The organism is Helicobacter apodemus (genome assembly GCF_003097575.1).
Classification (GTDB): Bacteria; Campylobacterota; Campylobacteria; order Campylobacterales; family Helicobacteraceae; genus Helicobacter_D; species Helicobacter_D apodemus.
Map to the genome: position 1 here is coordinate 148012 of NZ_CP021886.1, position 21782 is coordinate 169793.

Genomic DNA, 21782 nt, shown 5'->3' on the forward strand with positions numbered 1-21782 from the left:
GAAAAAATGGATTTGAATAAAATTGAAGTAGGGAGCAATCCTGATAAGCTTAATGTGGTGATTGAAATTCCTTATGGCTCTAATATCAAATATGAGATTGATAAAGAGAGTGGGGCGGTAGTGGTTGATAGGGTAATGTATGGTGCGATGTTTTATCCTGCTAATTATGGCTTTGTGCCTAATACTTTAAGCGATGATGGAGATCCAGCTGATGTTTTGGTGCTTAATGAATATCCTCTTCAAGCAGGAAGTGTGATTAAAGCTAGGCTCATTGGGGTTTTGATTATGGAGGATGAAAGTGGGGTTGATGAGAAGCTTATTGCTGTGCCTATTTCTAAGATTGACCCAAGATATGACAGAATCCAAAGCTTAGAGGATTTGCCGCAAATCACACTAGATAGAATCAAAAATTTCTTTGAAACTTATAAGACTTTAGAGCCTAATAAGTGGGTGAAAGTTAAAGAATTTCAAGATTTGCAAAGTGCAAAGAGAATTTTAGATAAGGCAATTTCAAATTATCAATAAAGAGTTTAGAGGGTTTCAAAAAGTAATAATGTATAAAATTTTGAAAAACTAAGGAAAATTTGAGCCTTTTAAAAGAAGTTGTGTGGAATTATAGAGTTTTTACTTAAATAAGGAGTTGTTATGAAGATTAAAATATTCATTGCTATTTTAGGCATTCTTGCTTTTATTGGTTGTGGAGATAGTAACACTAGTAGTGTTAGTAAAGCAGATTCTAACAAGGTTTATGAAGTTAAGTTTTCGCATGTGGTGAATGTCAATACCCCTAAGGGCAAAGCGGCGGATTTCTTTGCTAAGAGGGCGGAAGAGTTAAGTAATGGTCGCTTGAAAGTTTATGTCTTCCCTTCTGCACAATTAGTGGATGATGATAAGATTTTTCAAGAATTAAAACGCAATAATATCCAAATGGCAGCACCAAGTTTTTCTAAATTTACACCTTTTGCTAAAGAATTTAATTTTTGGGATATTCCTTTTTTGTTTAGGGATACTGAGCATTTGCATAAGGTAATGGATGGAGAAGTAGGGGAAATACTTAAAGATGTTATCGCTAAAAAAGGCTATGTTGCATTAGATTATTGGGATACGGGATTTAAGCATTTTAGTAGCAATAAAAAACCTATTGTTATTCCAAGTGATGCGGAAGGGCAGAAAATGCGGATTATGAGTTCTAAGGTTTTAGAAGAGCAGACAAAGGCTATTAAGGCTATCCCGCAAGTCTTACCTTTTGGGGAAGTGTATTCAGCTTTGCAAACAGGGGTTGTAGATGCTGCGGAGAATCCCCTTGCGAATTTTTATAATTCTAAATTCTATGAGGTGCAAAACTCTCTTACTATTTCTAATCACGGCTATTTGGGTTCTTTAGTGGTGGCAAGTGAAAAATTTTGGCAAGAGCTACCTCAAGATTTGCAAGAAGTTATAAAAACTGCGATGAAAGAAGCGACAATGTTTAATCGGCAAGAGGCTAAGGAGGATGAAAGATTGTTGTTTGAAAAACTTAAAAGTGAGGATAAGACAAAAACTCAAATATTTGAGCTAACTCCAGAGCAAAGGAAGCAATGGGAAAAGGTGATGATTGGTATTTATCCAAAATTTTATGATTTAGTCGGTCAAGATTTGATTGAAAAGACTTTGAATATTCCCTAAAAGAGATAGTTTGAATACAATAGTATTATTTTTGCAAAAACCTCTTCTTTGGATTCATCATAACCCAAAGATTAGGAAATTTTTTAAAACACTTGATAGGATTATCATAACCATTAATAAAAATATCGCGGTTTTTGGCTTGGGCTTAGGTGTGTTTATCACTGCTTTAAATGTGTGTGTGCGGTATATTGCGGGATTTTATCCAGATATTGGTTCGCTTACTTGGGCTGAAGAGGTGGCACGATATTGCTTTTTATGGTCGGTATTTTTTGGTGCTGCTTATGGATTTAGGAAAGGGGTGCATATCTCTGTTATGATGGTTATTGAAAAACTTCCTCCCTTTTTAGCTAAGATATGCGTGATTTTTTCGCATTTATTAACCTCTGTATTTTTAGGCTTTATGTTTTATGCGAGTTTAATGGTGATTGTTTTGAATTATGAATTAGGTTATATGAGTGAGGCATTGCATAATGTTCCTTTGTGGGTGTTTTTACTTTGCTTACCTCTTGCCTTTTTGGGGGCAACTTATCGCAGTGTAGAGAAGATTTATGAAACCTCTTGGATGAGTGCAGAAAGAATTGCTAAAAATACTAAAGAGGAAATGCTACACGATAGCGTGATTAAAGATTAGTATGAGTATTACTTTTTTATTACTTAGTTTATTTGGTTTGTTGTTATTAGGGATTCCTGTTGCTATTGCTTTGGGTGTGAGTGCCACGCTTGCGATGGTGTTTTTTAGCTCTTATGATATTTTAGCGGTGCCAGAGGTTATGTTTAATGGGCTAAAGCCTACCTTTATGGCTATCCCTATGTTTATTTTGGCGGGTTCTTTGATGAGTAAAGGAAGTTCAGCACGCAGGATTATTGAGTTTGCTAAAAGCCTTGTAGGGCATTTGCCCGGTGGGCTTCCTATGAGTGCAATTTTGGCTTGTATTATCTTTGCTGCTGTGAGTGGAAGCTCGCCTGCAACGGTTGTCGCTATTGGTTCGGTGATGTTTGTTGCGTTAAAAGAAGCAGGTTATCCTAAGAGTTATTCTATAGGTGCTATTACTTCAGCGGGGAGTTTAGGGATACTCATTCCACCCTCTGTTGTGATGATTGTTTATGGCGTTACTGCAGAAGTTTCTATTGAGAAGCTATTTATGGCAGGAGTGATTCCGGGACTAATGGTTGGTGCTATGATGATGCTTTATGCTTATTTTGACGCTAGAAGGCTTGGGTTTAAGGCAATACAAGTAGCGAGTTTTAAGGAGCGATGGCAAAAGTTTAAAAATGCTTTTTGGGCATTGTTAATCATCGTTGTTATTATTGGAGGGATCTATGCAGGAATTTTCACCGCTACCGAGGCAGCAGGGATTAGTGCGGTGTATGCCCTTATTATTTCTGTATTTGTTTATAAAGATATTAAATTAAAAGAGCTTTATCCGGTATTTCTTGATGCAGCCATAACGACTGCTATGATATTTTTAATTATTGGATTTGCCGTTGTTTTCGCACATTTTCTAACCAGTGAGCGGATTCCCCATATGATTGCGGAATATCTTATTGCTATGCATATGAATTGGTGGCTATTTTTGATTTTTGTCAATCTTGTGTTGTTTGTTATGGGGCAGTTTATGGAGCCTAGCTCTGTGATTTTGATTATGACCCCTTTATTGCTACCTATTGCTACACAATTAGGCATTGATCCTATTCACTTTGGGGTTGTAATGGTTGTAAATATGGAGCTTGGTATGCTAACGCCACCTGTTGGACTTAATCTTTTTGTGGCTAGCTCTTTAAGTGGCTTAAGTTTAAAAGATGTAACGCTTTGTGTGATTCCTTGGTTATGTATTTTATTGCTTGGTTTAGGGCTTATTACTTATATACCACAGATTTCGCTTTGGTTACCAAATTTGATAGGATGAATATGGAAGAATCTTTGCTTGTATTTTTTGATAAAGCCCCTCTCATCATTAGTTTTTTAGCGGGGATTTTGACTTTTGTTAGTCCTTGTATTTTGCCTTTAGTGCCTATTTATCTCTCTTATATCTCTAAACGCTCTTTAGAGGAGCTAAAAGATAATGGGGGGCTTTCTTTTAAAGCACGATTAGGGATTTTTAAAAGTGCAGTATTTTTTGTTTGTGGAATGGGGGTTGTGTTTATTTTATTAGGTGCGGTTGCGGCTAGAATTTTATCCGGAGGGATTTTGTTAAGCCCTTATGTAGGCTATGTTACCGGAGGGATTTTAATACTTTTTGGATTGCATACTGCTAGGATTATCCAAATTCCTTTTTTGAATTATCAAAAAACCTTTTTGCAAAAAGAAACCAAAATATTATTTTTCAAAGATTTCTTTGCACCCTTTTTATTGGGGGTTAGTTTTTCTTTGGGTTGGACTCCTTGTGTGGGTCCTATTTTAGCAGGGATTATTTCTTTGGCGAGTTTAGAGACTAATGCGGGTATGACTTTGATGGCGGTTTATACTTTAGGGCTTAGTATTCCTTTCTTGCTTAGTGCAGTGCTATTAGGCTATATCTTTGGGTATTTTAATAAAATTAAAGCTTATTTTAAATGGATTGAGTGGGCTTGTGGGGGATTGTTGATACTTATTGGAATCTTAGTAGCAAGTGGGCAAATGGCTTTTATTTCTGCTTATCTTATAGAACATTTGAAGTGATAGTATTAAAAAATTTCACGCAATTACAAGCTCAAGAGAAAGCTTTGGTTTATAAGTGGAGAACGCATAAGGATATAGCTAGTTATATGAGAAATGAAAAGATTTCTTGGAAGGAGCATTTGGAGTTTTTAGAATCTTTAAAAGGGGATTTAAGTAAGAAATATTTTTTAGTTTTTTATAGGGATGAAGCCATAGGTGTTATTGATTTTGTGGATATTTGTGAGGAATCTTGTGAATTTGGAATGTATCAAAGCCCTAATTTAAAGGGTTATGGCGGAGTTTTAATGCAAACTTTATTACAATATGCTTTTGAAACCCTAAAAGTTAAAAGCCTCTATGCTAGAGCCTTTAATACTAATACTAAAGCTATTAGCCTTTATTTAGCCTATGGCTTTAACTTCTTTAAAAAGGATTGCTTAATGAGTTATTTTGTTAAATCTGCGGGGGGAGGGGGGATTATAGAAGTTTAATTGCCTCTATTTTATATCATAACTGCTCTAAAAAATTCTTTACCAAGAGTAGTATGTGCCTAAAGGCAAAAGTTGCGATTTTAACCTCCCCTAATCAGTGGTTTATCCCTTATGCTAAAGCATTACAAAGGCAGATTCCCCAATGTGATTTGTATTTTTCTTGTGAGGATTTTAAACAATCTTATACCCTCTTATACCCTTGTGTTTATTCTCTCTTATCATAAAATCCTCTCTAGTGATTTTTTGCAACAACATAAGCATAATCTTGTGATTCACGCCTCTAATCTCCCTAAAGGAAAGGGTTGATCTCCCTTGTTTTAGCAGGTTTTAGAGGGTAGTAATGAGATTGTCTTTAGTCTTTTTAGAACCGATACACGCGTTGATAGTGGGGATATTTATTTGCAAAAACTTTGTTTTTAGATGGGGTTGAGCTTTATGAATTGTGTGATAAACAAGCAAAGATGTGTCAAGATATGTGCTTAGAGTTTCTTGCTTCATATCTCCATATTATCACTAAAAAGCAGCAGGGTAAAGAGAGCTTTTATCCCAAGAGGACATCAAAAGATAGTGAGCTAGATATTACCAAGAGTTTGCAATCCCAATTTAACCTTTTAAGGATTGTGAGTAATGAGGAATTTCCTGCGTTTTTTTTACAAAGATGGTAAGAAATTTATCCTTAAAATTTATTCAGATACTTCCTCTGCGGGGGGGGGGGGATAATTAGTGTTATTTGCTTAGTGCTTGAAAATTATATAACTTTAAAGGAATGCGAGCAAAAAGAGATTTTAAAATACCGCAATAATGAGAGTGTAAAATCCCAGCTTTATAACCAACATATTATTTCACTTCAAGAGCATTTAGCTTTTTTAGAGTCTTTAAGATGTAATCCTAAGAAGCAATATTTTTTAGTAAGGTTTAACTTCCAAATAATAGGAAGCTTTAATTTTAATCTTAGGGGTGATGAGGAGGTAGAATTTGGATTCTTTGCTAATCCAAATCTTAATATCGGTGGGATTGGGAGAGTGTTAGAGCAGATTAGTTTGTTTTATGTTCTTAACATTTTGGGAGTAAAGAAGTTATGTTTAGAGGTGTTTTGTAGCAATAAAGCAGTGATTAATCTGCATAAAAAGTTTGGGTTTGTGTAAATGCTACAAAATTTGTTAAGGGTAAGGAAGTGTTAGAAATGTCCCTTAGTAGATAGCCATGAGATTATGTATTGTTAGGATTGATTAGAATTCCTATAATTTTGGGATAAGAAGTTTTAATTTTGTTTTTTATTGTTTTCAATGTTCTTTAGAGGAGCGAGATAATAGAATACTTGCTTTAAAGAGAGGTTGGGGATTTATGTAGTATTTGTTTGTGGGGGGAGGGGTGTTGTATTGTATTAGGTGTGGTTGTGGCAGATTTTATCTGGAGGGATTTTGTTAAGCCCTTAAAGTGTGTTGGTTAAGCTCTGCTAGAGGTGGGTTATTGTTTGCTTATTTGGGCTTTGGATTCTGTTTTATAAAGCCAAATGAATACTTCAACGACTGCCTGATAAAGCTTAGGTGGAATTTCCTCGTCAATTTCTAAATTTATAAGAGAATCTACTAAGGCTTGACTTTGAAAGAGTGGAATATCGTATTCTTTAGCTTTTTCAATAATTCTTTGTGCAAGTAGCCCCTCTCCTTTGGCTAAAACCTTAGGTGCTCTTTGTTTATTTTGTTCATACGCTAAAGCGACAGCTTTTTGTGTGGGTTTCATTAATAGCCTCCTAAAATGGTATCAACTTGCTCCCAAGTAAGGGGGAGGATTTTTTATGTGTTAAAAAATGGTGGAGGATTTTAGCGAATATATCGGTTTCTATATTTACACGAGTGCCTATTTGGTAGGTCTTAAAAAGTGTTGTTTGGAGAGTGTGGGGAATGAGTGTTAGACGCAGAGAATCTTTTAAAACTTCATTAATAGTAAGGCTAATACCATTAATTCCAATACTGCCTTTAGGGATACAGAGTTCTAAGGTGTTGGCTTGAGTGCTAATGAAAAAATCTGTGCCTACTTTGTGGGGTTGGATACTAATAATCTCCCCAATGCCATCAATATGCCCTTGTAGGATATGCCCATCTAATCTATCTTGTAAAGTCATTGCCGGTTCGATATGGACAAGGTTGGAGTAGTTCTCTAAGGCGAGGTTGGTTTGGGATTCTTCGCTTAGCTCTAGGTTAAAACCATCGCTAAAGGTTTCAATCACGGTTAAACAAGCACCATTAACTGCAATACTATCGCCGATTTTGGGTTTATAATGAGCTTTGAGGGTAAGGAGGTTTTTATGAAACTTTTTTACATAGGCAAGTTCTCTCACTAAGCCTGTAAACATTGATTTCCTTTAAGCTAGTTTTGATTAGAATTTTAGCATAGATAATCAGAAAGGAAACTTATGCAACTTTGTGATACACATTGTCATTTAGATGATGCGAGGTATAATGAAGATTTTGAAGTAATGCTTAAACGTTCTTATGAAGCTGGGATTACGCGTTTTATTATCCCAGCGGCTTATCCTAGTGATTTAAAAAGGGCTCAAAGCCTATCGCATCAATATGAGGGGGTTTATTTTGCAGCAGGGATTCATCCAAATTATGCACATCTTTATGATAAGGATTTTATTCAAAGCTTTGTGGGTGATGAAAAATGTGTGGCTATTGGTGAGTGTGGGTTAGATTATTATCGTGTGGAAGAATCTCTAGAAGAGATGGGTTTAGAGAGTTTTGAGGCTTTGAAGGATTTGCAAAAAAAGGTTTTTATCGAGCAGATAAAATTAGCACTTGAAGTTAGAAAGCCTCTTATAGTGCATATTAGAGACGCTTCTTTAGATTCTTTAGAGATTTTATTAACTTATGCTAAAGAATTAAAAGGAGGAGTTTTGCATTGTTTTAACGCAGATTTTCAGCTTTTAAGTTTAGCAAAATATGGTTTTTATTATGGTATTGGTGGAGTTTTGACTTTTAAAAATGCAAGAAAATTAGTAGAGGTATTACCCAAGATCCCTCTGCAATCTCTCTTATTGGAAACAGATTCCCCCTATCTTACACCTCATCCTCATAGGGGGGAGAGGAATGAGCCTTCTTATATTCCTTTGGTTTTAGAGAGGATGAGTGAGATTTTAGCCATACCTAAAGAAACCCTTGCAAAACAAATTAATCATAATACGCAAAATCTCTTTGGCGAGCATTTTAGGATTCTTTAGTATTTTTTGCATTCTTGAAACATTGATTCAAAGGTTTGTTGGGATTTTTGGATAAGTGTTTTATCCTCTAAGATTATTAAGGTTTCATAATTTGTTTCAAATGCACTTTTAGACCAATTTGCCGAACCTATGATTAAATATTTATTATCACTAATTGCCATTTTCATATGCATTAAACCTCTATATTTTTGATTAGAGGAGGGCTTACCCTCTAGTAAGCAAGTTTCTATATTTTTGAGTTTTGCTAAATAGCCAATAGTGGATTTATTAGAATCAGAATTTGAGTTTTTATCATAGATAATACGCACTTTTACTCCCTTTTTAGCAATATCGCGAATAGCTTTAGAGATTTCTCTATTAGTAAAGCTATAAATTGCAATGTTTAAGGTATTTTGCGTTTGAGAGATAATGCTAATAAGCTTATGGAGTGCTATTTCTTGTTCTTGTGGCATAAAATAGAGATTTTGGGCGTTAAGAGAAAATAGGGGGAGTAACAAAAAAAAGTAATAAAACTTTTTTAACATTGTAAATTCCTTGTAAAACTTAAGATATAACTTGTTAAAATTTTAACATATTCTAAAAACCTTATTAAAAAAATATAAGGAGTGGAGTGTTTCAATGAGAGTGTATTTAATCAATAAGAATCCTGTTGTTGCAAAACTTGTTGCCTTAAGTGTTGCAAAGGCAAATTTAGAATTGGTAGAAAGCCAAGAAATGGATGTAACTTTAGAAGCAGAAATTATATTTATTGACGATGAATGTTATGATAAGGAACTTATTGATACTTATAAGCAAAATTTCGGGAATGCAAAAATAAGCTTATTGTATGCTAAGAGTAGAGAGAGGATTGCAGGTTTTGATGAATATATCCAAAAACCTTTTTTACCTACGGATTTATTTGATGTTTTAGTAAAGCTATCTGGTATAACACCTAATGGTGTTAAGCCGTCTTTTGATGAACATCGTAACAAATCTATGGATTTGGATTCTGATGATATACACGAATTAGGGAGTTTGCAGATTTTAGATAAAGACGATATTGATGAGGTTAAAGGACTTTTCGATGAGGAAGAAGAACAAGATGATATAGCAGATTTAGAGCCTGAGGATACTTTAGAATCTCCTGAAATTAAGGATTTAGAATTAAATCTCCCAGAGGCTAATTTAGAGGATTTAGAAACCCCTGATTTAGAAACCCCACAACAAGAGGATATGAAAGAGGATTTAACCTCCGAAGATTCTTTAGATATAGCAGATTTAGAGCCTGAGGATACTTTAGAATCTCCTGAAATTAAGGATTTAGAATCTTCTATTAAAGAACCTAGTGAGGAAAAATTAGACTTAACCCAAGAAGATGACCCCACAAGTGATTTAGACGATGAAATTAAATTAGATTCTTTAACCCCAAAGGATAATGTAGAGGATTTAGAAACCCCACAACAAGAGGATATGAAAGAGGATTTAACCTCCGAAGATTCTTTAGATATAGCAGATTTAGAGCCTGAGGATACTTTAGAATCTCCTGAAATTAAGGATTTAGAATCTTCTATTAAAGAACCTAGTGAGGAAAAATTAGACTTAACCCAAGAAGATGACCCCACAAGTGATTTAGACGATGAAATTAAATTAGATTCTTTAACCCCAAAGGATAATGTAGAGGATTTAGAAACCCCACAACAAGAGGATATGAAAGAGGATTTAACCTCCGAAGATTCTTTAGATATAGCAGATTTAGAGCCTGAGGATACTTTAGAATCTCCTGAAATTAAGGATTTAGAATCTTCTATTAAAGAACCTAGTGAGGAAAAATTAGACTTAACCCAAGAAGATGACCCCACAAGTGATTTAGACGATGAAATTAAATTAGATTCTTTAACCCCAAAGGATAATGTAGAGGATTTAGAAACCCCACAACAAGAGGATATGAAAGAGGATTTAACCTCCGAAGATTCTTTAGATATAGCAGATTTAGAGCCTGAGGATACTTTAGAATCTCCTGAAATTAAGGATTTAGAATCTTCTATTAAAGAACCTAGTGAGGAAAAATTAGACTTAACCCAAGAAGATGACCCCACAAGTGATTTAGACGATGAAATTAAATTAGATTCTTTAACCCCAAAGGATAATGTAGAGGATTTAGAAACCCCACAACAAGAGGATATGAAAGAGGATTTAACCTCCGAAGATTCTTTAGATATAGCAGATTTAGAGCCTGAGGATACTTTAGAATCTCCTGAAATTAAGGATTTAGAATCTTCTATTAAAGAACCTAGTGAGGAAAAATTAGACTTAACCCAAGAAGATGACCCCACAAGTGATTTAGACGATGAAATTAAATTAGATTCTTTAACCCCAAAGGATAATGTAGAGGATTTAGAAACCCCACAACAAGAGGATATGAAAGAGGATTTAACCTCCGAAGATTCTTTAGATATAGCAGATTTAGAGCCTGAGGATACTTTAGAATCTCCTGAAATTAAGGATTTAGAATCTTCTATTAAAGAACCTAGTGAGGAAAAATTAGACTTAACCCAAGAAGATGACCCCACAAGTGATTTAGACGATGAAATTAAATTAGATTCTTTAACCCCAAAGGATAATGTAGAGGATTTAGAAACCCCACAACAAGAGGATATGAAAGAGGATTTAACCTCCGAAGATTCTTTAGATATAGCAGATTTAGAGCCTGAGGATACTTTAGAATCTCCTGAAATTAAGGATTTAGAATCTTCTATTAAAGAACCTAGTGAGGAAAAATTAGACTTAACCCAAGAAGATGACCCCACAAGTGATTTAGACGATGAAATTAAATTAGATTCTTTAACCCCAAAGGATAATGTAGAGGATTTAGAATCTAAGAATGCATTAGAGAGCAAAAAAGATAAAGCGTCTAGCAATGTAGATGCTTTAGAGGATGAATTTAGTGCTTTGAATTTAGAGGGAGTGAGTGAGGCTTTAGGGGAGCCTATTGCTAAAGAGCCTAATATAGCCCCTATTGTTTCACAACCTAAAGAAGAGGAAACTTTACCTAATATTCAAGCAAATTCTTTAGAAGGGTTGATTGCTGCTTTGCAGACTTTGCAAACACAGACTTTAAAAGATCTTTTAAGTGGGGCAGTGATTAATATTAATATCCAATTCCCTAAAAAAGATGATAATTAATGCAAGAAGCCAAATATAAGGGGGCTATTCTTGTTTTATCAGGACCAAGTGGAGCGGGAAAAAGCTCACTTTATCAAATTTTAGCTAAAGAATTTCCTAAGCATTATTTTTCAATCTCCTCTACAACGCGACCTAAGAGAGAAAATGAGATTGATGGAGTGCATTATCATTTTATCTCTAAAGAAAAATTCGAGCAAGGCATTAAGGAGGAGAGTTTTTTAGAGTGGGCAGAGGTGCATGGAAGCTATTATGGGACAAATAAAAACCAAATTTTAGAAGCTTTATGTGAGGATAAATTAATCATTCTTGATGTTGATATTCAAGGACAAATGAATATTAAACAAGCTTTTCCTAACCACACAACTTCCGTTTTTATTACAACTTTAAACCAAAAAATCTTAAGAGAACGACTTCGCAAGAGAGGAAGTGATAGTGCAGAAGTGATTGAAGAGCGTTTAGAGAATGCGACTAAGGAGATAAAAAGCCTTTATGCGTTTGATTATCTCATTATTAATGATAATTTAGAAGAATGTGCGAAAAAACTTATTTGCATTGTAAGGTCTGCTTTTTGTAGGGCAAGTTTATACCATTTGGATTTATTGTTGCAAAAATGGCAAAAATAGTTCCTTATTGTTTTAATATTTTATTGTAAGTTTTAAGCCCTAAGGAGTTACAATATAGAAATTTTGCCTAAAAAGAGAAAAGATGCCAAAAAGAAATGATATAAAGACTATTTTATTAATTGGCTCTGGTCCTATTGTGATTGGACAAGCTTGTGAGTTTGATTATTCCGGCACACAAGCAGCAAAGACACTCAAAGCACTTGGGTATAAAGTTGTCTTGATTAACTCTAATCCTGCAACCATTATGACCGATCCAGAGTTTGCACATAGAACTTACATTGAGCCTATTACCGAAGAAATTATAGAGGATATTATTAAAAAAGAAAAAGTGGATGCGATTTTACCTACAATGGGCGGACAAACTGCTTTAAATGTCGCTATGAGTATGTATGAACAAGGGAAGCTTGGGGGTATAGAGTTTTTGGGTGCGAATCCTGAAGCGATTAAAAAGGGTGAGGATAGAAAAGTCTTTAAAGAGGCGATGTTAAAAATTGGTATGGATTTGCCGAAATCCTATTATGCTTATAATTTAAAAGAAGCTTTAGAAGTTATAAAAGATATAGGTTTTCCGGCTATTATTCGTGCAAGTTATACGTTAGCAGGTGGTGGAAGTGGTGTTGCTTATAATATTGATGAGTTTAAAAATCTCGCACAAAGTGGGTTAGAGATTAGCCCCATTGGAGAGATACTCATTGAAGAATCCTTATTGGGCTGGAAAGAGTATGAAATGGAGGTTATCCGCGATAAGGAGGATAATTGTATTATTGTTTGTAGTATAGAAAATCTTGATCCTATGGGAGTGCATACAGGAGATTCTATAACCATTGCTCCAGCTTTAACCTTAACAGATAAAGAATACCAAAGAATGCGTAATAGCTCTTTTGCAATCTTGCGTGAGATTGGTGTGGATACGGGCGGAAGTAATGTGCAATTTGCCATAAACCCGCAAAATGGTAGGATGACGGTTATTGAAATGAATCCTCGCGTTTCTCGCTCCTCTGCTCTTGCTTCTAAGGCCACAGGATACCCTATTGCTAAGGTAGCCACCCTTTTAGCGGTGGGTTATACTTTAGATGAGATTAAAAACGATATTACAGGCACTCCAGCAAGTTTTGAGCCTAGCATTGATTATATTGTTACTAAGATTCCGCGATTTACCTTTGAGAAGTTTCCGCAAGCACATTCTACCCTTACAACTTCTATGAAATCTATTGGGGAAGTGATGGCAATTGGGACGACTTTTAAGGAGTCTTTGCAAAAAGCACTCAATAGTCTTGAAACAGGTATTTTTGGCTTCAATCCTCTAAGTAGTGATAAAAATGAGATTCAAAGGCAAATAAGACGCCCTAATGCTAATCGTTTATTGTATATCGCTGATGCTCTAAGGCAAGATATTGGTGTGCAAGAAATTTATGAGTGGTGCAAAATTGATAAATATTTTCTTTACCAAATAGCAGAAATTATCGCGTTTGAAAAAACGATTACCTTTGAAAGATTGCAAGATAAAGACTTTTTGCGAGAAGCAAAGATTTTAGGCTTTAGCGATAAAATGTTGAGTTTTCTTATAAATTCTAAAGAGGGCTTGGAGCTAAGGGAGGAGGATATTTATGCACTGCGGCAAAAGTATGGAATATTCTTTACTTATAATGAAGTGGATACTTGTGCAGCGGAGTTTGCAACCCAAACGAATTATTTGTATTCTACAATGCCCTTTAAAGACACTTGGCAAGTTTGTGATAATCAAAAGCTCCCAACAGATAAAAAAAAGATTCTTATTATTGGTGGGGGACCTAATAGGATAGGGCAGGGAATTGAGTTTGATTATGCTTGTGTGCATGCAAGCTTTGCTCTCTTTGATATGGGAATTAAAAGCATTATGTATAATTGCAATCCAGAAACCGTTAGCACAGATTATGATATTAGTGATACTTTATACTTTGAACCCATTACTTTTGAATGCGTTAGGAGTGTGATTGAAAGAGAGAATCCCGATGGGATTATCGTGCATTTTGGGGGGCAAACCCCTTTAAAATTAGCTAAAAAGCTCACAACTATTGGAGCAAAAATCATAGGCACTAGTGCTAAGACTATTGATATTGCCGAGGATAGGGAGAAGTTTGCAAAATTTGTTGAAGAAAATGGACTAATTCAGCCCAAAAATGGCACTGCCTTTAAAAAAGAGGAAGCTATTAGCATAGCTCAAGATATTGGTTTTCCCGTGTTGGTTCGCCCTAGCTATGTATTAGGTGGAAGGGCTATGCGTATTGTCTATAATATTACGCAATTGCAAGAGTATATGAGTGAAGCAGTTAGTGTAAGTGAGGATTCACCGGTTTTAATTGATAAATTTTTACAAAATGCTATTGAATTAGATGTAGATATTATTTGCGATGGGAGAGAGGTTTATATCGCAGGTATTATGCAGCATATTGAAGAGGCGGGAATCCATAGTGGGGATTCTGCTTGTGCTTTGCCTACTATTAATATTCCTAAAGAAAAATTACAAGAGATTGAAAAAACGACTGCAAAAATCGCTAGAAATTTGGGGGTAGTAGGGCTTATGAATACTCAATATGCTATTTTTGAAAATACGCTTTATCTCATTGAAGTTAATCCTAGGGCTAGCCGAACCATACCTTTTGTTTCTAAAAGCACAGGAATTCCATTAGCCAAGGTAGCAACTTATGTAATGATACATAAAGATTTAAAGGCGGCTTTAGAATATTATGATGGATTTAAGAAAGTAAAATTTGAAGATGGATTATATAAGCCTAAAAGCTTTAAGCATATTGCGGTAAAAGAATCGGTGTTTCCTTTTAATAAACTTCCCGGTGCGGTGATGATATTAGGACCTGAAATGCGTTCAACGGGAGAGGTTATGGGGATTAGTGAAAGTTTTGGATTAAGTTTTGCTAAATGCCAATTAGCTTGTAAGAATCCACTGCCTGTTAAAGGAAAGGCCTTTATCTCTTTGAGTGCCATCCATAAGCAATATGCTCTTGCTTTAGCTAAAGATTTGCAAAGGCTTGGCTTTGTGCTTTGTGGGACAAATGGGACAGCTGCAGTTATTTCTGCTGGAGGGATTCCTTGCGAGGTAGCCTTAAAGATTAGCGAGGGGCGTCCTAATATTAATGATATGTTAGCTAATGGGGAGATTGCTTTAGTGATTAATACAAGTGATGAATCCTCTAATCAAGAGGATACTAATAAAATTAGGACACAAGTTTTACGCAGCAATGTCCCTTACTTTACAACTATTGAAGCGGCTTTGGTGGCTATTAATGCAATAGGGGAAATAATGGATAAAAACCCTTATAATGCAACAGCAATTCAAGATTACTTGAGGGGTTAATGAAAGCCTCTAACCCAATATTTTTAGCCCAGAGTGATACAACCGCAGGATTTTTGTGTAAGGACTATAAAAAACTTAATGCATTAAAGGGTAGAAATCTTACACAAAATATCATCTTAACAACAGATAGTTTAAAAAAAATGCAATCTTTTGTGCGGATACCTAAAAAATATAAGAAAGAAGTGCGTAGATTAAAGCAAACGACTTTTATTGTGCGTAGTAAAACTCTTATAAATTCCCTAGCCACACGCATTGTAGTGGGGCAACATAGTGAGTTTTTATCCTTTTTTAATGGCTTATATTCTACTTCAGCTAATAGGCATAAACAGAGGTTTTCTTTAGAGTTTGCCCTAACTTGTGCTACATTTATTGTTTTAGATAAAAGAGGGTTAAAAGAGGATAAATCCTCAAGTATTTATAAGATTGGTAGCTATAATAAAAAAAGGATTCGGTAATATGAGAGCAGCAAATATTTTACGAGCATTTTTGTTGGGGATTTTTTTAAGCTTCCTCTTAACTTGTGTTTTTTGGGCGGCTATTTTTAGTAATTATATTAATTATTATGGAATCCCTTTGTTTTTTAATCCTTTTTTTGGAAATGTTTTTAATGGTTATTTATTTATTATTATGATGGTGGTATTTGGAATAGGATTTTTTATCCCTGTTGTTGGTTTTTTAATAAAGTTTGCTTATTGTTTATTGCTTGTTATCTCTCTTTTACTTTTTGTTCCTCCATTGGGGAAGAGTGTAGGGGAAACCTTATTGTCTAAAAAGATTGTTCTAAACATCAATGGGGAACAAAAAAATGTTGTGGCTTTATATGAGGATAAATCTTATATTGTTTATCAAAACTCTCCTGAAGTTTTAGAGACTTTAGAAGAGAGAAAGAGAAATCTTAGCTATTATAAAAAACCTTGAATTTTTTTATAAAACATAATGGATTCTTGGGTCTTTACGCAACTTAGTAAATATTTCATCCCGCTCTTGTTGATTATTGACTAAGACTTCAATATTAATGCTATGGTATTTTCCGCTTTTACTTTCTTTGCAAGGTGTGGTTATAAATTCTTTATCTAAGATCTCTAATGCCGCTTCATTTAACTCTTTTTTATCATTTCCAATAATGCGATAATGCCATTGACAAGGGTATTGTATCTTTTCTTTAAACACTTTTTTGAGCCTTTATAAAAACCTCTTTTGCCCATTGTGGAATTTTTGTAATTTTACCCTTTTGGTTAATGCAAACTAGTGTGAGTTTGGCAAAAAATATTTTTTTATGTTCTAAAAATATGGATTGCTCTAAGAGGATAGAAGCGGATTTTAATTCTAGGATTTTTGTGTGTATTTGGAGTTTATCTCCAAGCTTTGCACTTTGCAAAAAGTCAATTTGCATATTTTTAACGACAAAGCCAACTTCTTGATTGTTGGGTAAGAGATTAGCGTCAAAAAACCATTGACTCCTAGCCCTTTCGCAGTATTTAAGGTAGTTAGTATGATAGACAATACCCCCGCAATCGGTATCTTCATAATAAACTTGTATTTGCATAATTTAAGAAAGCACCTTTTATTCCAGAGTGGCTAATTTTTCTTTGAGTAAGTTATCAAGCGTTTTAATGATAGTATCACTTGCGGATTCTGCTTTTTCAAACCATTCACTAATGTCCTTTAAGCAATTTTGTGAAGAACCATTCTTTTTCATAATCTCATAACCTGCAATAATGCTACTATGGACTTGTTTATGTGGAGCCTCTATGGCGGCAAAACTAGGTAATGTAGAAAATTCTGCTCTGCCATTACCGGTATCATACCATTTACCTAAGCGACAATCGTGATGCCCAACAAAGGTTGTTTCCATATTTTCACTAAATACAGCATTATATCCATTGATTTTAAAGAGTAAATGATCAAGTTTAACAAGCCCAATAAAAGTGGTAGAGAGTATTTGGTCGGTTTCTTTTGAGATGGTTTGTGCAGATTTTCCTATTTGCTCTAAAGTTTCATTTTGATGATTGAGATCCTCCATCTCTTTGAGTATTTCTTCTGTGGATGATTGCACTTCAGAGAAATTTTGTTTTACAACTTGAATATTCATTTCAATTTCTTTTGTGGCTTTTTGTGTTCGTTCTGCAAGCTTACTTACTTCATCGGCAACTACTGCAAAACCTCTTCCGTGTTCTCCTGCTCTTGCTGCTTCAATAGCAGCATTAAGGGCTAAAAGATTAGTTTGATCGGAAATATCGCTAATAAGAGCTATAACGCTAGAGATAGTTGTAAAATCATTTTGGACTTGTCCTATCATATTGTTAAAATCTGATAATTTTGACATCATATTTGTAATACCACTAGATAAAACTTCTTGAGAGTTTTTAGTGTTACTGATATTATGTATGGCATTTTCTTTAGCCTCTCTTAGTAAATCTACAGATTTTGTAAAGTCTTCTTGTAGGACTTTAAGATTTGTTGCGCAACTTTTTGTTAATATAAGAGCCATTTCTTTAAAGGTATCCATATTTTGCGGTTGGGAAGCCTTTTTGTTATTCATCTCATTGATGGTATTTTGAAGTTCTTGATTTTTAAGCCTTTCTTCTTGGATCTGTTTTTGGAGTTGTTGGTTGATTTGTAGGGTTTTTTGTAGGTTTTCTTTGAAATGGCTACCAAACATAAAATTTCCTTATTTTTGATTAATAATTGTTTGGTGTATTATATATTCTATCTCTTAAAACTCTCTTTAAGTATCGACTATTCTAGCTTTTGGAAGTGATTTTAAAGGGTTAAGATTAGGGATTCTTGTGTTATAATATTTCCATTTTAATAAGGGAGTTTTGAAGTCTATGTTTAATGGGAGAAATATTTTAATTACTGGTGGGACAGGTAGTTTTGGTAAGCAATACACTAAAACATTATTAAAGCATTATAAACCTAATAAAATCGTTATTTTCTCGCGTGATGAATTAAAGCAATATGAAATGGCACAAGTATATAATCACTCGTGTATGCGTTATTTTTTAGGAGATGTTAGGGATGAAGCACGATTAAAAGAAGCTACTAATGGGATTGATTATATTATTCACGCAGCAGCACTTAAGCAAGTCCCAGCGGCAGAGTATAACCCTATGGAGTGTATTAAAACTAATATTTATGGGGCACAAAATGTTATTAGTGCGGCTTTAAGCAATGGGGTAGAAAAGGTTATCGCACTCTCTACAGATAAGGCGGCTAACCCTATTAATCTCTATGGAGCAACTAAGCTTGCAAGCGATAAATTATTTGTAGCGGCTAATAATATGGCAGGAAGCCGAAAAACGCGTTTTTCTGTCGTCCGCTATGGTAATGTAATAGGTTCTCGTGGCTCCGTAGTCCCCTTTTTTCAAAAATTACTTTTGGAAAATGTTAAAGAATTGCCTATTACCGATATAGAAATGACTAGGTTTATGATTACTTTAGAGCAAGGCGTTGATTTTGTTTTGAAAAACTTTACGCGTATGCTTGGTGGAGAGACTTTTGTCCCTAAAATCCCTTCTATGAAAATCACAGATGTAGCCTTAGCCTTAGCCCCAAACTTGCCGCATAAAATTATTGGCATAAGACCAGGAGAAAAAATCCACGAAGTGATGTGTCCTAAAGATGATAGCCATATTACCTATGAATTTAGTGATTATTATGTTATAGCACCTACTATTCAGTTTAATTTCATAACAGATTTTAGCAAGAATGCTTTAGGTGAGTGTGGAGGGCTAGTGACAAGAGGGTTTGAATATAATTCAGGCACTAACACTCAATGGCTTAGTAAAGAAGAGTTTTTGGAGTTGATAAAATGATACCTTATGGGAAGCAAGATATTACTTCTTGCGATATTCAAAGAGTTTTAGAGGTTTTACAATCTCCTTTTATCACTCAAGGGCCTAAGTCTGTGGAATTTGAAGTGGAGCTTGCTAAAAAGGTTGGTGCAGAATATGCTGTGAGTTTTAATAGTGCGACTTCTGCTTTACATTGTGCTTGTTTGGCTTTAGGTTTAAGGGAGGGGGATTGGGTTTGGACTTCACCTAATAGCTTTGTAGCTTCTAGTAATTGTGCGATTTATTGTGGGGCAAAGGTGGATTTTGTAGATATTTGTAAGAAAACTTATAATTTAGATGTAGATTTATTAGAAATTAAACTTAAAAAGACCAAAAAACATAAATTACCCAAAATACTCATTGCTGTGCATTTTGCAGGACAAAGCTGTGATATGCAAAAAATCTTTATGCTCTCAAAAAAATATGGGTTTAAAATAATAGAGGACGCATCCCACGCACTTGGAGGAAGTTATAGGGGATTCCCTATTGGAGGATGTGCGTTTAGTGATATTACGATTTTTTCTTTTCATCCTGTTAAAATTATTACTTCCGCTGAAGGAGGGATGGCATTAACCCAAATACCAAAATATAGTAAAAAAATGCAAATGTTAAGAAATCACGGAATTACTAAAGAAGTTGCAGATTTTGAAAATCCAAAAAAAGTAATGCCTTGGTATTATGAGCAGCAAATACTTGGTTTTAATTATCGTCTTAGTGAATTACATGCAGCACTTGGAATCTCTCAATTAGAACGTTTAGAATTTTATGTGCAAAAGAGGAATGAGATTGCAAGGTTTTATGATGAGAATTTGCAGGATTTGTGCTTGACTTTGCCCTATGTAGAAACCCATAACTATAGTGCTTTTCATCTTTATCCTATTGTTTTGCAAAAAAATAGCGGTATTAAAAGGGCGGAACTCTTTAATCGATTCTTAAAAGCGGGTATTTCTCCTCAAGTGCATTATATCCCCATACATTTGCAACCTTTTTATGCAAGATTTGGCTTTAAAAAAGGAGATTTTAAAAACGCAGAAGCCTATTACAAAAATGCTATTTCCTTACCGCTTTTTCCCACCCTTACCTTAGAGGAACAAAATAAAGTCATTGAAGTTTTAAGAAAAAGTGTGAATCTTTTATGAAAGCGGTTTGTATCATACCAGCACGTGGAGGCAGTAAAAGAATCTTTAAAAAAAATCTTAAAGATTTTTTAGGAAAACCTATCATTGCTTATAGTATTGAAAACGCAAAAAAGAGTGGAATTTTTAGTAAAATTTATGTTTCTAGTGATAATGAGGAGATATTAGAATTTGCTAAGAGTGAGGGGGTTATTGCCCTAAAGCGTCCGCAGTCTTTAAGTGGGGATTATGTAGGGACAAGGGAAGTGATTATACATTGTATTAGAGAATTAAAGTTAGAAGAAGTATGGATTTGTTGCCTCTATGCAACCGCACCGCTTCTAAGGGTAGAATCCCTACAAAATGCGTTTTTGCAATGTGATAAATCTTGTTACCTATTTAGTGCGGTAGAATATAGTTACTCTCCTTATAGAGCCTTTGTGATAAAAAATACTAAAAATACTATGTTGTTTCCAGAATTTTTTTTAAAACGTTCCCAAGATTTAGATAAAATCTATCACGATGCAGGGCAATTTTATTTTGCTAAATCCAATATATGGCAGACAAAAGAGAATATTTTTGAAGATTCTAAGAGTTTTGTATTATCCCCTTTTGAAGTTCAAGATATTGATACTTTAGAGGATTGGAAATTAGCACAGATGAAATATTTATTTAATCATCTGAATATATAGTTTGTTTTTCTAAGCCCTAAAACAAAAGTATAATAATCAATAGTTTTAAAAGTTTAATGAGATTAAATATTAAATAATAAGATTAGCTATATTTAATGATAAAGAGTAAGAGTAATTAAGTTTAAGTATAAAGATTAAAGTTTAGTTGGGCTTAAACATAGAGAGTAAATAAGTAGTAGTTATGTGGGTATAGAGTGTTGGAAGTGATTTTTTTAATCATTATCTTGTGTTGGTTAGGTTTAATCATTATCTTTGTTGTTGTGTGAGTAAGATTAAATAAAAGTAAATAACACTAAACAATCCTAAATCTTAACAAACTAACCAACCCTAACCAAACAATAACCCTACTAAAGCTTTCTTATATACAACAAAAGAAAGCTTGATTAAAACTAATTAAACCCAACAAACCTAACCAATCTTAGCTATGGCTACCTAAACATTACTACCTAAAAGAGCTAACCAATCCTAACCTAATAAACCAAACAAACTAAACCAACCAAAACTAACCAAAACTAAATAAAACTAAATAAAACCCTTAAAGGATAAAGTAAGTAATACTAACTAAGAGTAAGTAAAATAAACTAACCTAACAAACTAAACCAACCAACTCTTAAGGAATAGAGTAAGTAGGGGTAGCGTGTGGGATTGTTTTAGTTATTGTCTTTATTGTGTTGTAGTAGCTGGGTTTTTACTTTATTTTTAGTGTGTGTAGTGTATTAGCTCTAGTGGATAGGGGTTTTAGTTATTTAGTGGGGTGTAGTGGTGGCTGTTCTTTTTAGGCATTTTTATTTAGTGTAGTAGCTGGGTTTTTACTTTATTTTTATTGTGTGCTGTATGTTGGGGAGGAGGAGGGATAAGTATTATCTTTGGTGGGGGGTATGAGAGCAACTAAAGAGTCAATAAAGCTTAGTGCTTTTATTGTCTCTTAATCTTTGTCTCTTTTTGATTATTCTAAATGTTATTAACGCAAATTGTTTTCTCTTTA

The 21782-nt window shown here is 34.3% G+C and carries 24 protein-coding genes and 1 pseudogene; 18 read left to right on the forward strand and 7 right to left on the reverse strand.

Annotation, left to right across the window (positions count from 1 at the left end):
* Window positions 1-6: 6 nt before the first annotated feature.
* The 9 genes from ppa to pseH (CDV25_RS00765) all read left to right on the forward strand — a co-directional run bounded on the left by ppa (window position 7) and on the right by pseH (CDV25_RS00765) (window position 5939).
* The gene (gene ppa, locus CDV25_RS00730) at window positions 7-525 is read left to right on the forward strand and encodes an inorganic diphosphatase (protein WP_034554643.1); all 519 of its coding nucleotides are present in this window, start codon (window positions 7-9) and stop codon (window positions 523-525) included.
* A gap of 120 nt (window positions 526-645) precedes the next feature.
* Window positions 646-1665: a DctP family TRAP transporter solute-binding subunit gene (locus tag CDV25_RS00735; RefSeq protein ID WP_108910346.1), complete on the forward strand. Its 1020-nt coding sequence runs from the start codon at window positions 646-648 to the stop codon at window positions 1663-1665.
* A gap of 10 nt (window positions 1666-1675) precedes the next feature.
* Complete coding sequence (locus CDV25_RS00740; RefSeq protein ID WP_239056371.1) at window positions 1676-2296, forward strand: TRAP transporter small permease; 621 nt, start codon at window positions 1676-1678, stop codon at window positions 2294-2296.
* Between the two features lies 1 nt (window position 2297).
* Window positions 2298-3572, forward strand: coding sequence for a TRAP transporter large permease (locus CDV25_RS00745; protein ID WP_108910347.1), 1275 nt, complete (start codon window positions 2298-2300; stop codon window positions 3570-3572).
* A gap of 2 nt (window positions 3573-3574) precedes the next feature.
* On the forward strand, window positions 3575-4324 hold the full coding sequence (locus CDV25_RS00750; RefSeq protein ID WP_108910348.1) for a cytochrome c biogenesis CcdA family protein: 750 nt from the start codon (window positions 3575-3577) through the stop codon (window positions 4322-4324).
* A complete protein-coding gene (gene pseH, locus CDV25_RS00755; RefSeq protein ID WP_108910349.1) occupies window positions 4321-4794 on the forward strand; it encodes a UDP-4-amino-4,6-dideoxy-N-acetyl-beta-L-altrosamine N-acetyltransferase in 474 nt (157 codons plus the stop codon). Before CDV25_RS00750 ends, pseH (CDV25_RS00755) begins: the two co-directional genes overlap by 4 nt.
* 111 nt (window positions 4795-4905) lie before the next feature.
* Complete coding sequence (locus CDV25_RS10365) at window positions 4906-5100, forward strand: hypothetical protein (RefSeq protein WP_239056372.1); 195 nt, start codon at window positions 4906-4908, stop codon at window positions 5098-5100.
* 104 nt (window positions 5101-5204) lie between these two features.
* On the forward strand, window positions 5205-5459 hold the full coding sequence (locus CDV25_RS10370) for a formyl transferase (RefSeq protein ID WP_239056373.1): 255 nt from the start codon (window positions 5205-5207) through the stop codon (window positions 5457-5459).
* Between the two features lie 72 nt (window positions 5460-5531).
* Complete coding sequence (pseH, locus tag CDV25_RS00765; protein ID WP_162550379.1) at window positions 5532-5939, forward strand: UDP-4-amino-4,6-dideoxy-N-acetyl-beta-L-altrosamine N-acetyltransferase; 408 nt, start codon at window positions 5532-5534, stop codon at window positions 5937-5939.
* Between the two features lie 322 nt (window positions 5940-6261).
* Here pseH (CDV25_RS00765) and CDV25_RS00770 read toward each other — a convergent pair whose 3' ends face one another.
* Both CDV25_RS00770 and ribE read right to left on the reverse strand, forming a co-directional pair.
* A complete protein-coding gene (locus CDV25_RS00770; protein ID WP_034555207.1) occupies window positions 6262-6537 on the reverse strand; it encodes an EscU/YscU/HrcU family type III secretion system export apparatus switch protein in 276 nt (91 codons plus the stop codon).
* A 10-nt stretch (window positions 6538-6547) separates the two neighbouring features.
* Window positions 6548-7150: a riboflavin synthase gene (gene ribE / locus CDV25_RS00775; RefSeq protein ID WP_108910351.1), complete on the reverse strand. Its 603-nt coding sequence runs from the start codon at window positions 7148-7150 to the stop codon at window positions 6548-6550.
* A 60-nt stretch (window positions 7151-7210) separates the two neighbouring features.
* On the opposite strand from ribE, the gene CDV25_RS00780 reads away from it, so the two are divergent.
* Window positions 7211-8017, forward strand: a complete 807-nt coding sequence (locus tag CDV25_RS00780; protein ID WP_108910352.1) for a TatD family hydrolase — start codon at window positions 7211-7213, stop codon at window positions 8015-8017.
* Here the strand turns inward: CDV25_RS00780 and CDV25_RS00785 are convergent.
* Window positions 8014-8541 carry a phospholipase D-like domain-containing protein gene (locus tag CDV25_RS00785; RefSeq protein ID WP_108910353.1) on the reverse strand — a complete coding sequence of 176 codons (528 nt, stop codon included), beginning with the start codon at window positions 8539-8541 and terminating at the stop codon, window positions 8014-8016. The genes CDV25_RS00780 and CDV25_RS00785 overlap by 4 nt on opposite strands.
* Window positions 8542-8635: 94 nt before the next feature.
* Here CDV25_RS00785 and CDV25_RS10375 point away from each other — a divergent pair, with 94 nt between their 5' ends.
* The 5 genes from CDV25_RS10375 (at window position 8636) to CDV25_RS00810 (ending at window position 16072) form a co-directional block, all read left to right on the forward strand.
* Window positions 8636-11179 (forward strand): midas domain-containing protein, encoded by a 2544-nt coding sequence (locus CDV25_RS10375; RefSeq protein ID WP_239056374.1) that lies wholly within the window; start codon window positions 8636-8638, stop codon window positions 11177-11179.
* Window positions 11179-11802 carry a guanylate kinase gene (gmk, locus tag CDV25_RS00795; protein WP_108910354.1) on the forward strand — a complete coding sequence of 208 codons (624 nt, stop codon included), beginning with the start codon at window positions 11179-11181 and terminating at the stop codon, window positions 11800-11802. Before CDV25_RS10375 ends, gmk begins: the two co-directional genes overlap by 1 nt.
* Window positions 11803-11884: 82 nt before the next feature.
* Window positions 11885-15154, forward strand: coding sequence for a carbamoyl-phosphate synthase large subunit (carB, locus tag CDV25_RS00800; protein WP_108910355.1), 3270 nt, complete (start codon window positions 11885-11887; stop codon window positions 15152-15154).
* Window positions 15154-15609 (forward strand): hypothetical protein, encoded by a 456-nt coding sequence (locus tag CDV25_RS00805; RefSeq protein WP_108910356.1) that lies wholly within the window; start codon window positions 15154-15156, stop codon window positions 15607-15609. The genes carB and CDV25_RS00805 overlap by 1 nt, the downstream gene beginning before the upstream one ends.
* Before the next feature lies 1 nt (window position 15610).
* A complete protein-coding gene (locus CDV25_RS00810) occupies window positions 15611-16072 on the forward strand; it encodes a hypothetical protein (RefSeq protein WP_108910357.1) in 462 nt (153 codons plus the stop codon).
* A gap of 6 nt (window positions 16073-16078) precedes the next feature.
* On the opposite strand, the gene CDV25_RS00815 is transcribed toward CDV25_RS00810, so the two are convergent.
* From CDV25_RS00815 to CDV25_RS10865, 4 genes and pseudogenes are all read right to left on the reverse strand, one after another.
* Window positions 16079-16324 (reverse strand): HP0495 family protein, encoded by a 246-nt coding sequence (locus CDV25_RS00815; RefSeq protein WP_108910358.1) that lies wholly within the window; start codon window positions 16322-16324, stop codon window positions 16079-16081.
* Window positions 16317-16700 (reverse strand): YbgC/FadM family acyl-CoA thioesterase, encoded by a 384-nt coding sequence (locus tag CDV25_RS00820; protein ID WP_034554941.1) that lies wholly within the window; start codon window positions 16698-16700, stop codon window positions 16317-16319. Before CDV25_RS00820 ends, CDV25_RS00815 begins: the two co-directional genes overlap by 8 nt.
* An 18-nt stretch (window positions 16701-16718) precedes the next feature.
* Window positions 16719-17009 (reverse strand): CZB domain-containing protein, encoded by a 291-nt coding sequence (locus tag CDV25_RS10860; RefSeq protein ID WP_238700795.1) that lies wholly within the window; start codon window positions 17007-17009, stop codon window positions 16719-16721.
* Window positions 17010-17144: 135 nt separating this feature from the next.
* A pseudogene (locus CDV25_RS10865) lies at window positions 17145-17420 on the reverse strand (methyl-accepting chemotaxis protein); the annotation flags it as partial.
* A gap of 565 nt (window positions 17421-17985) precedes the next feature.
* Between CDV25_RS10865 and pseB the strand changes: the two are divergent.
* Genes pseB through pseF form a run of 3 tightly spaced genes read left to right on the forward strand, consistent with a single transcriptional unit; the run spans window position 17986 to window position 20797 of the window.
* Window positions 17986-18972: a UDP-N-acetylglucosamine 4,6-dehydratase (inverting) gene (gene pseB, locus CDV25_RS00830; RefSeq protein ID WP_108910360.1), complete on the forward strand. Its 987-nt coding sequence runs from the start codon at window positions 17986-17988 to the stop codon at window positions 18970-18972.
* Window positions 18969-20129 (forward strand): UDP-4-amino-4,6-dideoxy-N-acetyl-beta-L-altrosamine transaminase, encoded by a 1161-nt coding sequence (pseC, locus tag CDV25_RS00835; RefSeq protein WP_108910361.1) that lies wholly within the window; start codon window positions 18969-18971, stop codon window positions 20127-20129. The genes pseB and pseC overlap by 4 nt, the downstream gene beginning before the upstream one ends.
* Window positions 20126-20797: a pseudaminic acid cytidylyltransferase gene (pseF, locus tag CDV25_RS00840; RefSeq protein WP_034555332.1), complete on the forward strand. Its 672-nt coding sequence runs from the start codon at window positions 20126-20128 to the stop codon at window positions 20795-20797. The genes pseC and pseF overlap by 4 nt, the downstream gene beginning before the upstream one ends.
* Window positions 20798-21782 lie beyond the last annotated feature (985 nt).

Coding starts and splice junctions, on each gene's coding strand:
- ppa (WP_034554643.1), top strand. CDS start 7: ATGGATTTGAATAAAATTGAAGTAGGGAGCAATCCTGATAAGCTTAAT.
- CDV25_RS00735 (WP_108910346.1), top strand. CDS start 646: ATGAAGATTAAAATATTCATTGCTATTTTAGGCATTCTTGCTTTTATT.
- CDV25_RS00745 (WP_108910347.1), top strand. CDS start 2,298: ATGAGTATTACTTTTTTATTACTTAGTTTATTTGGTTTGTTGTTATTA.
- CDV25_RS00750 (WP_108910348.1), top strand. CDS start 3,575: ATGGAAGAATCTTTGCTTGTATTTTTTGATAAAGCCCCTCTCATCATT.
- CDV25_RS10365 (WP_239056372.1), top strand. CDS start 4,906: ATGCTAAAGCATTACAAAGGCAGATTCCCCAATGTGATTTGTATTTTT.
- CDV25_RS00770 (WP_034555207.1), bottom strand. CDS start 6,537: ATGAAACCCACACAAAAAGCTGTCGCTTTAGCGTATGAACAAAATAAA.
- ribE (WP_108910351.1), bottom strand. CDS start 7,150: ATGTTTACAGGCTTAGTGAGAGAACTTGCCTATGTAAAAAAGTTTCAT.
- CDV25_RS00780 (WP_108910352.1), top strand. CDS start 7,211: ATGCAACTTTGTGATACACATTGTCATTTAGATGATGCGAGGTATAAT.
- CDV25_RS00785 (WP_108910353.1), bottom strand. CDS start 8,541: ATGTTAAAAAAGTTTTATTACTTTTTTTTGTTACTCCCCCTATTTTCT.
- CDV25_RS10375 (WP_239056374.1), top strand. CDS start 8,636: ATGAGAGTGTATTTAATCAATAAGAATCCTGTTGTTGCAAAACTTGTT.
- gmk (WP_108910354.1), top strand. CDS start 11,179: ATGCAAGAAGCCAAATATAAGGGGGCTATTCTTGTTTTATCAGGACCA.
- carB (WP_108910355.1), top strand. CDS start 11,885: ATGCCAAAAAGAAATGATATAAAGACTATTTTATTAATTGGCTCTGGT.
- CDV25_RS00805 (WP_108910356.1), top strand. CDS start 15,154: ATGAAAGCCTCTAACCCAATATTTTTAGCCCAGAGTGATACAACCGCA.
- CDV25_RS00810 (WP_108910357.1), top strand. CDS start 15,611: ATGAGAGCAGCAAATATTTTACGAGCATTTTTGTTGGGGATTTTTTTA.
- CDV25_RS00820 (WP_034554941.1), bottom strand. CDS start 16,700: ATGCAAATACAAGTTTATTATGAAGATACCGATTGCGGGGGTATTGTC.
- CDV25_RS10860 (WP_238700795.1), bottom strand. CDS start 17,009: ATGGAAACAACCTTTGTTGGGCATCACGATTGTCGCTTAGGTAAATGG.
- pseB (WP_108910360.1), top strand. CDS start 17,986: ATGTTTAATGGGAGAAATATTTTAATTACTGGTGGGACAGGTAGTTTT.
- pseC (WP_108910361.1), top strand. CDS start 18,969: ATGATACCTTATGGGAAGCAAGATATTACTTCTTGCGATATTCAAAGA.
- pseF (WP_034555332.1), top strand. CDS start 20,126: ATGAAAGCGGTTTGTATCATACCAGCACGTGGAGGCAGTAAAAGAATC.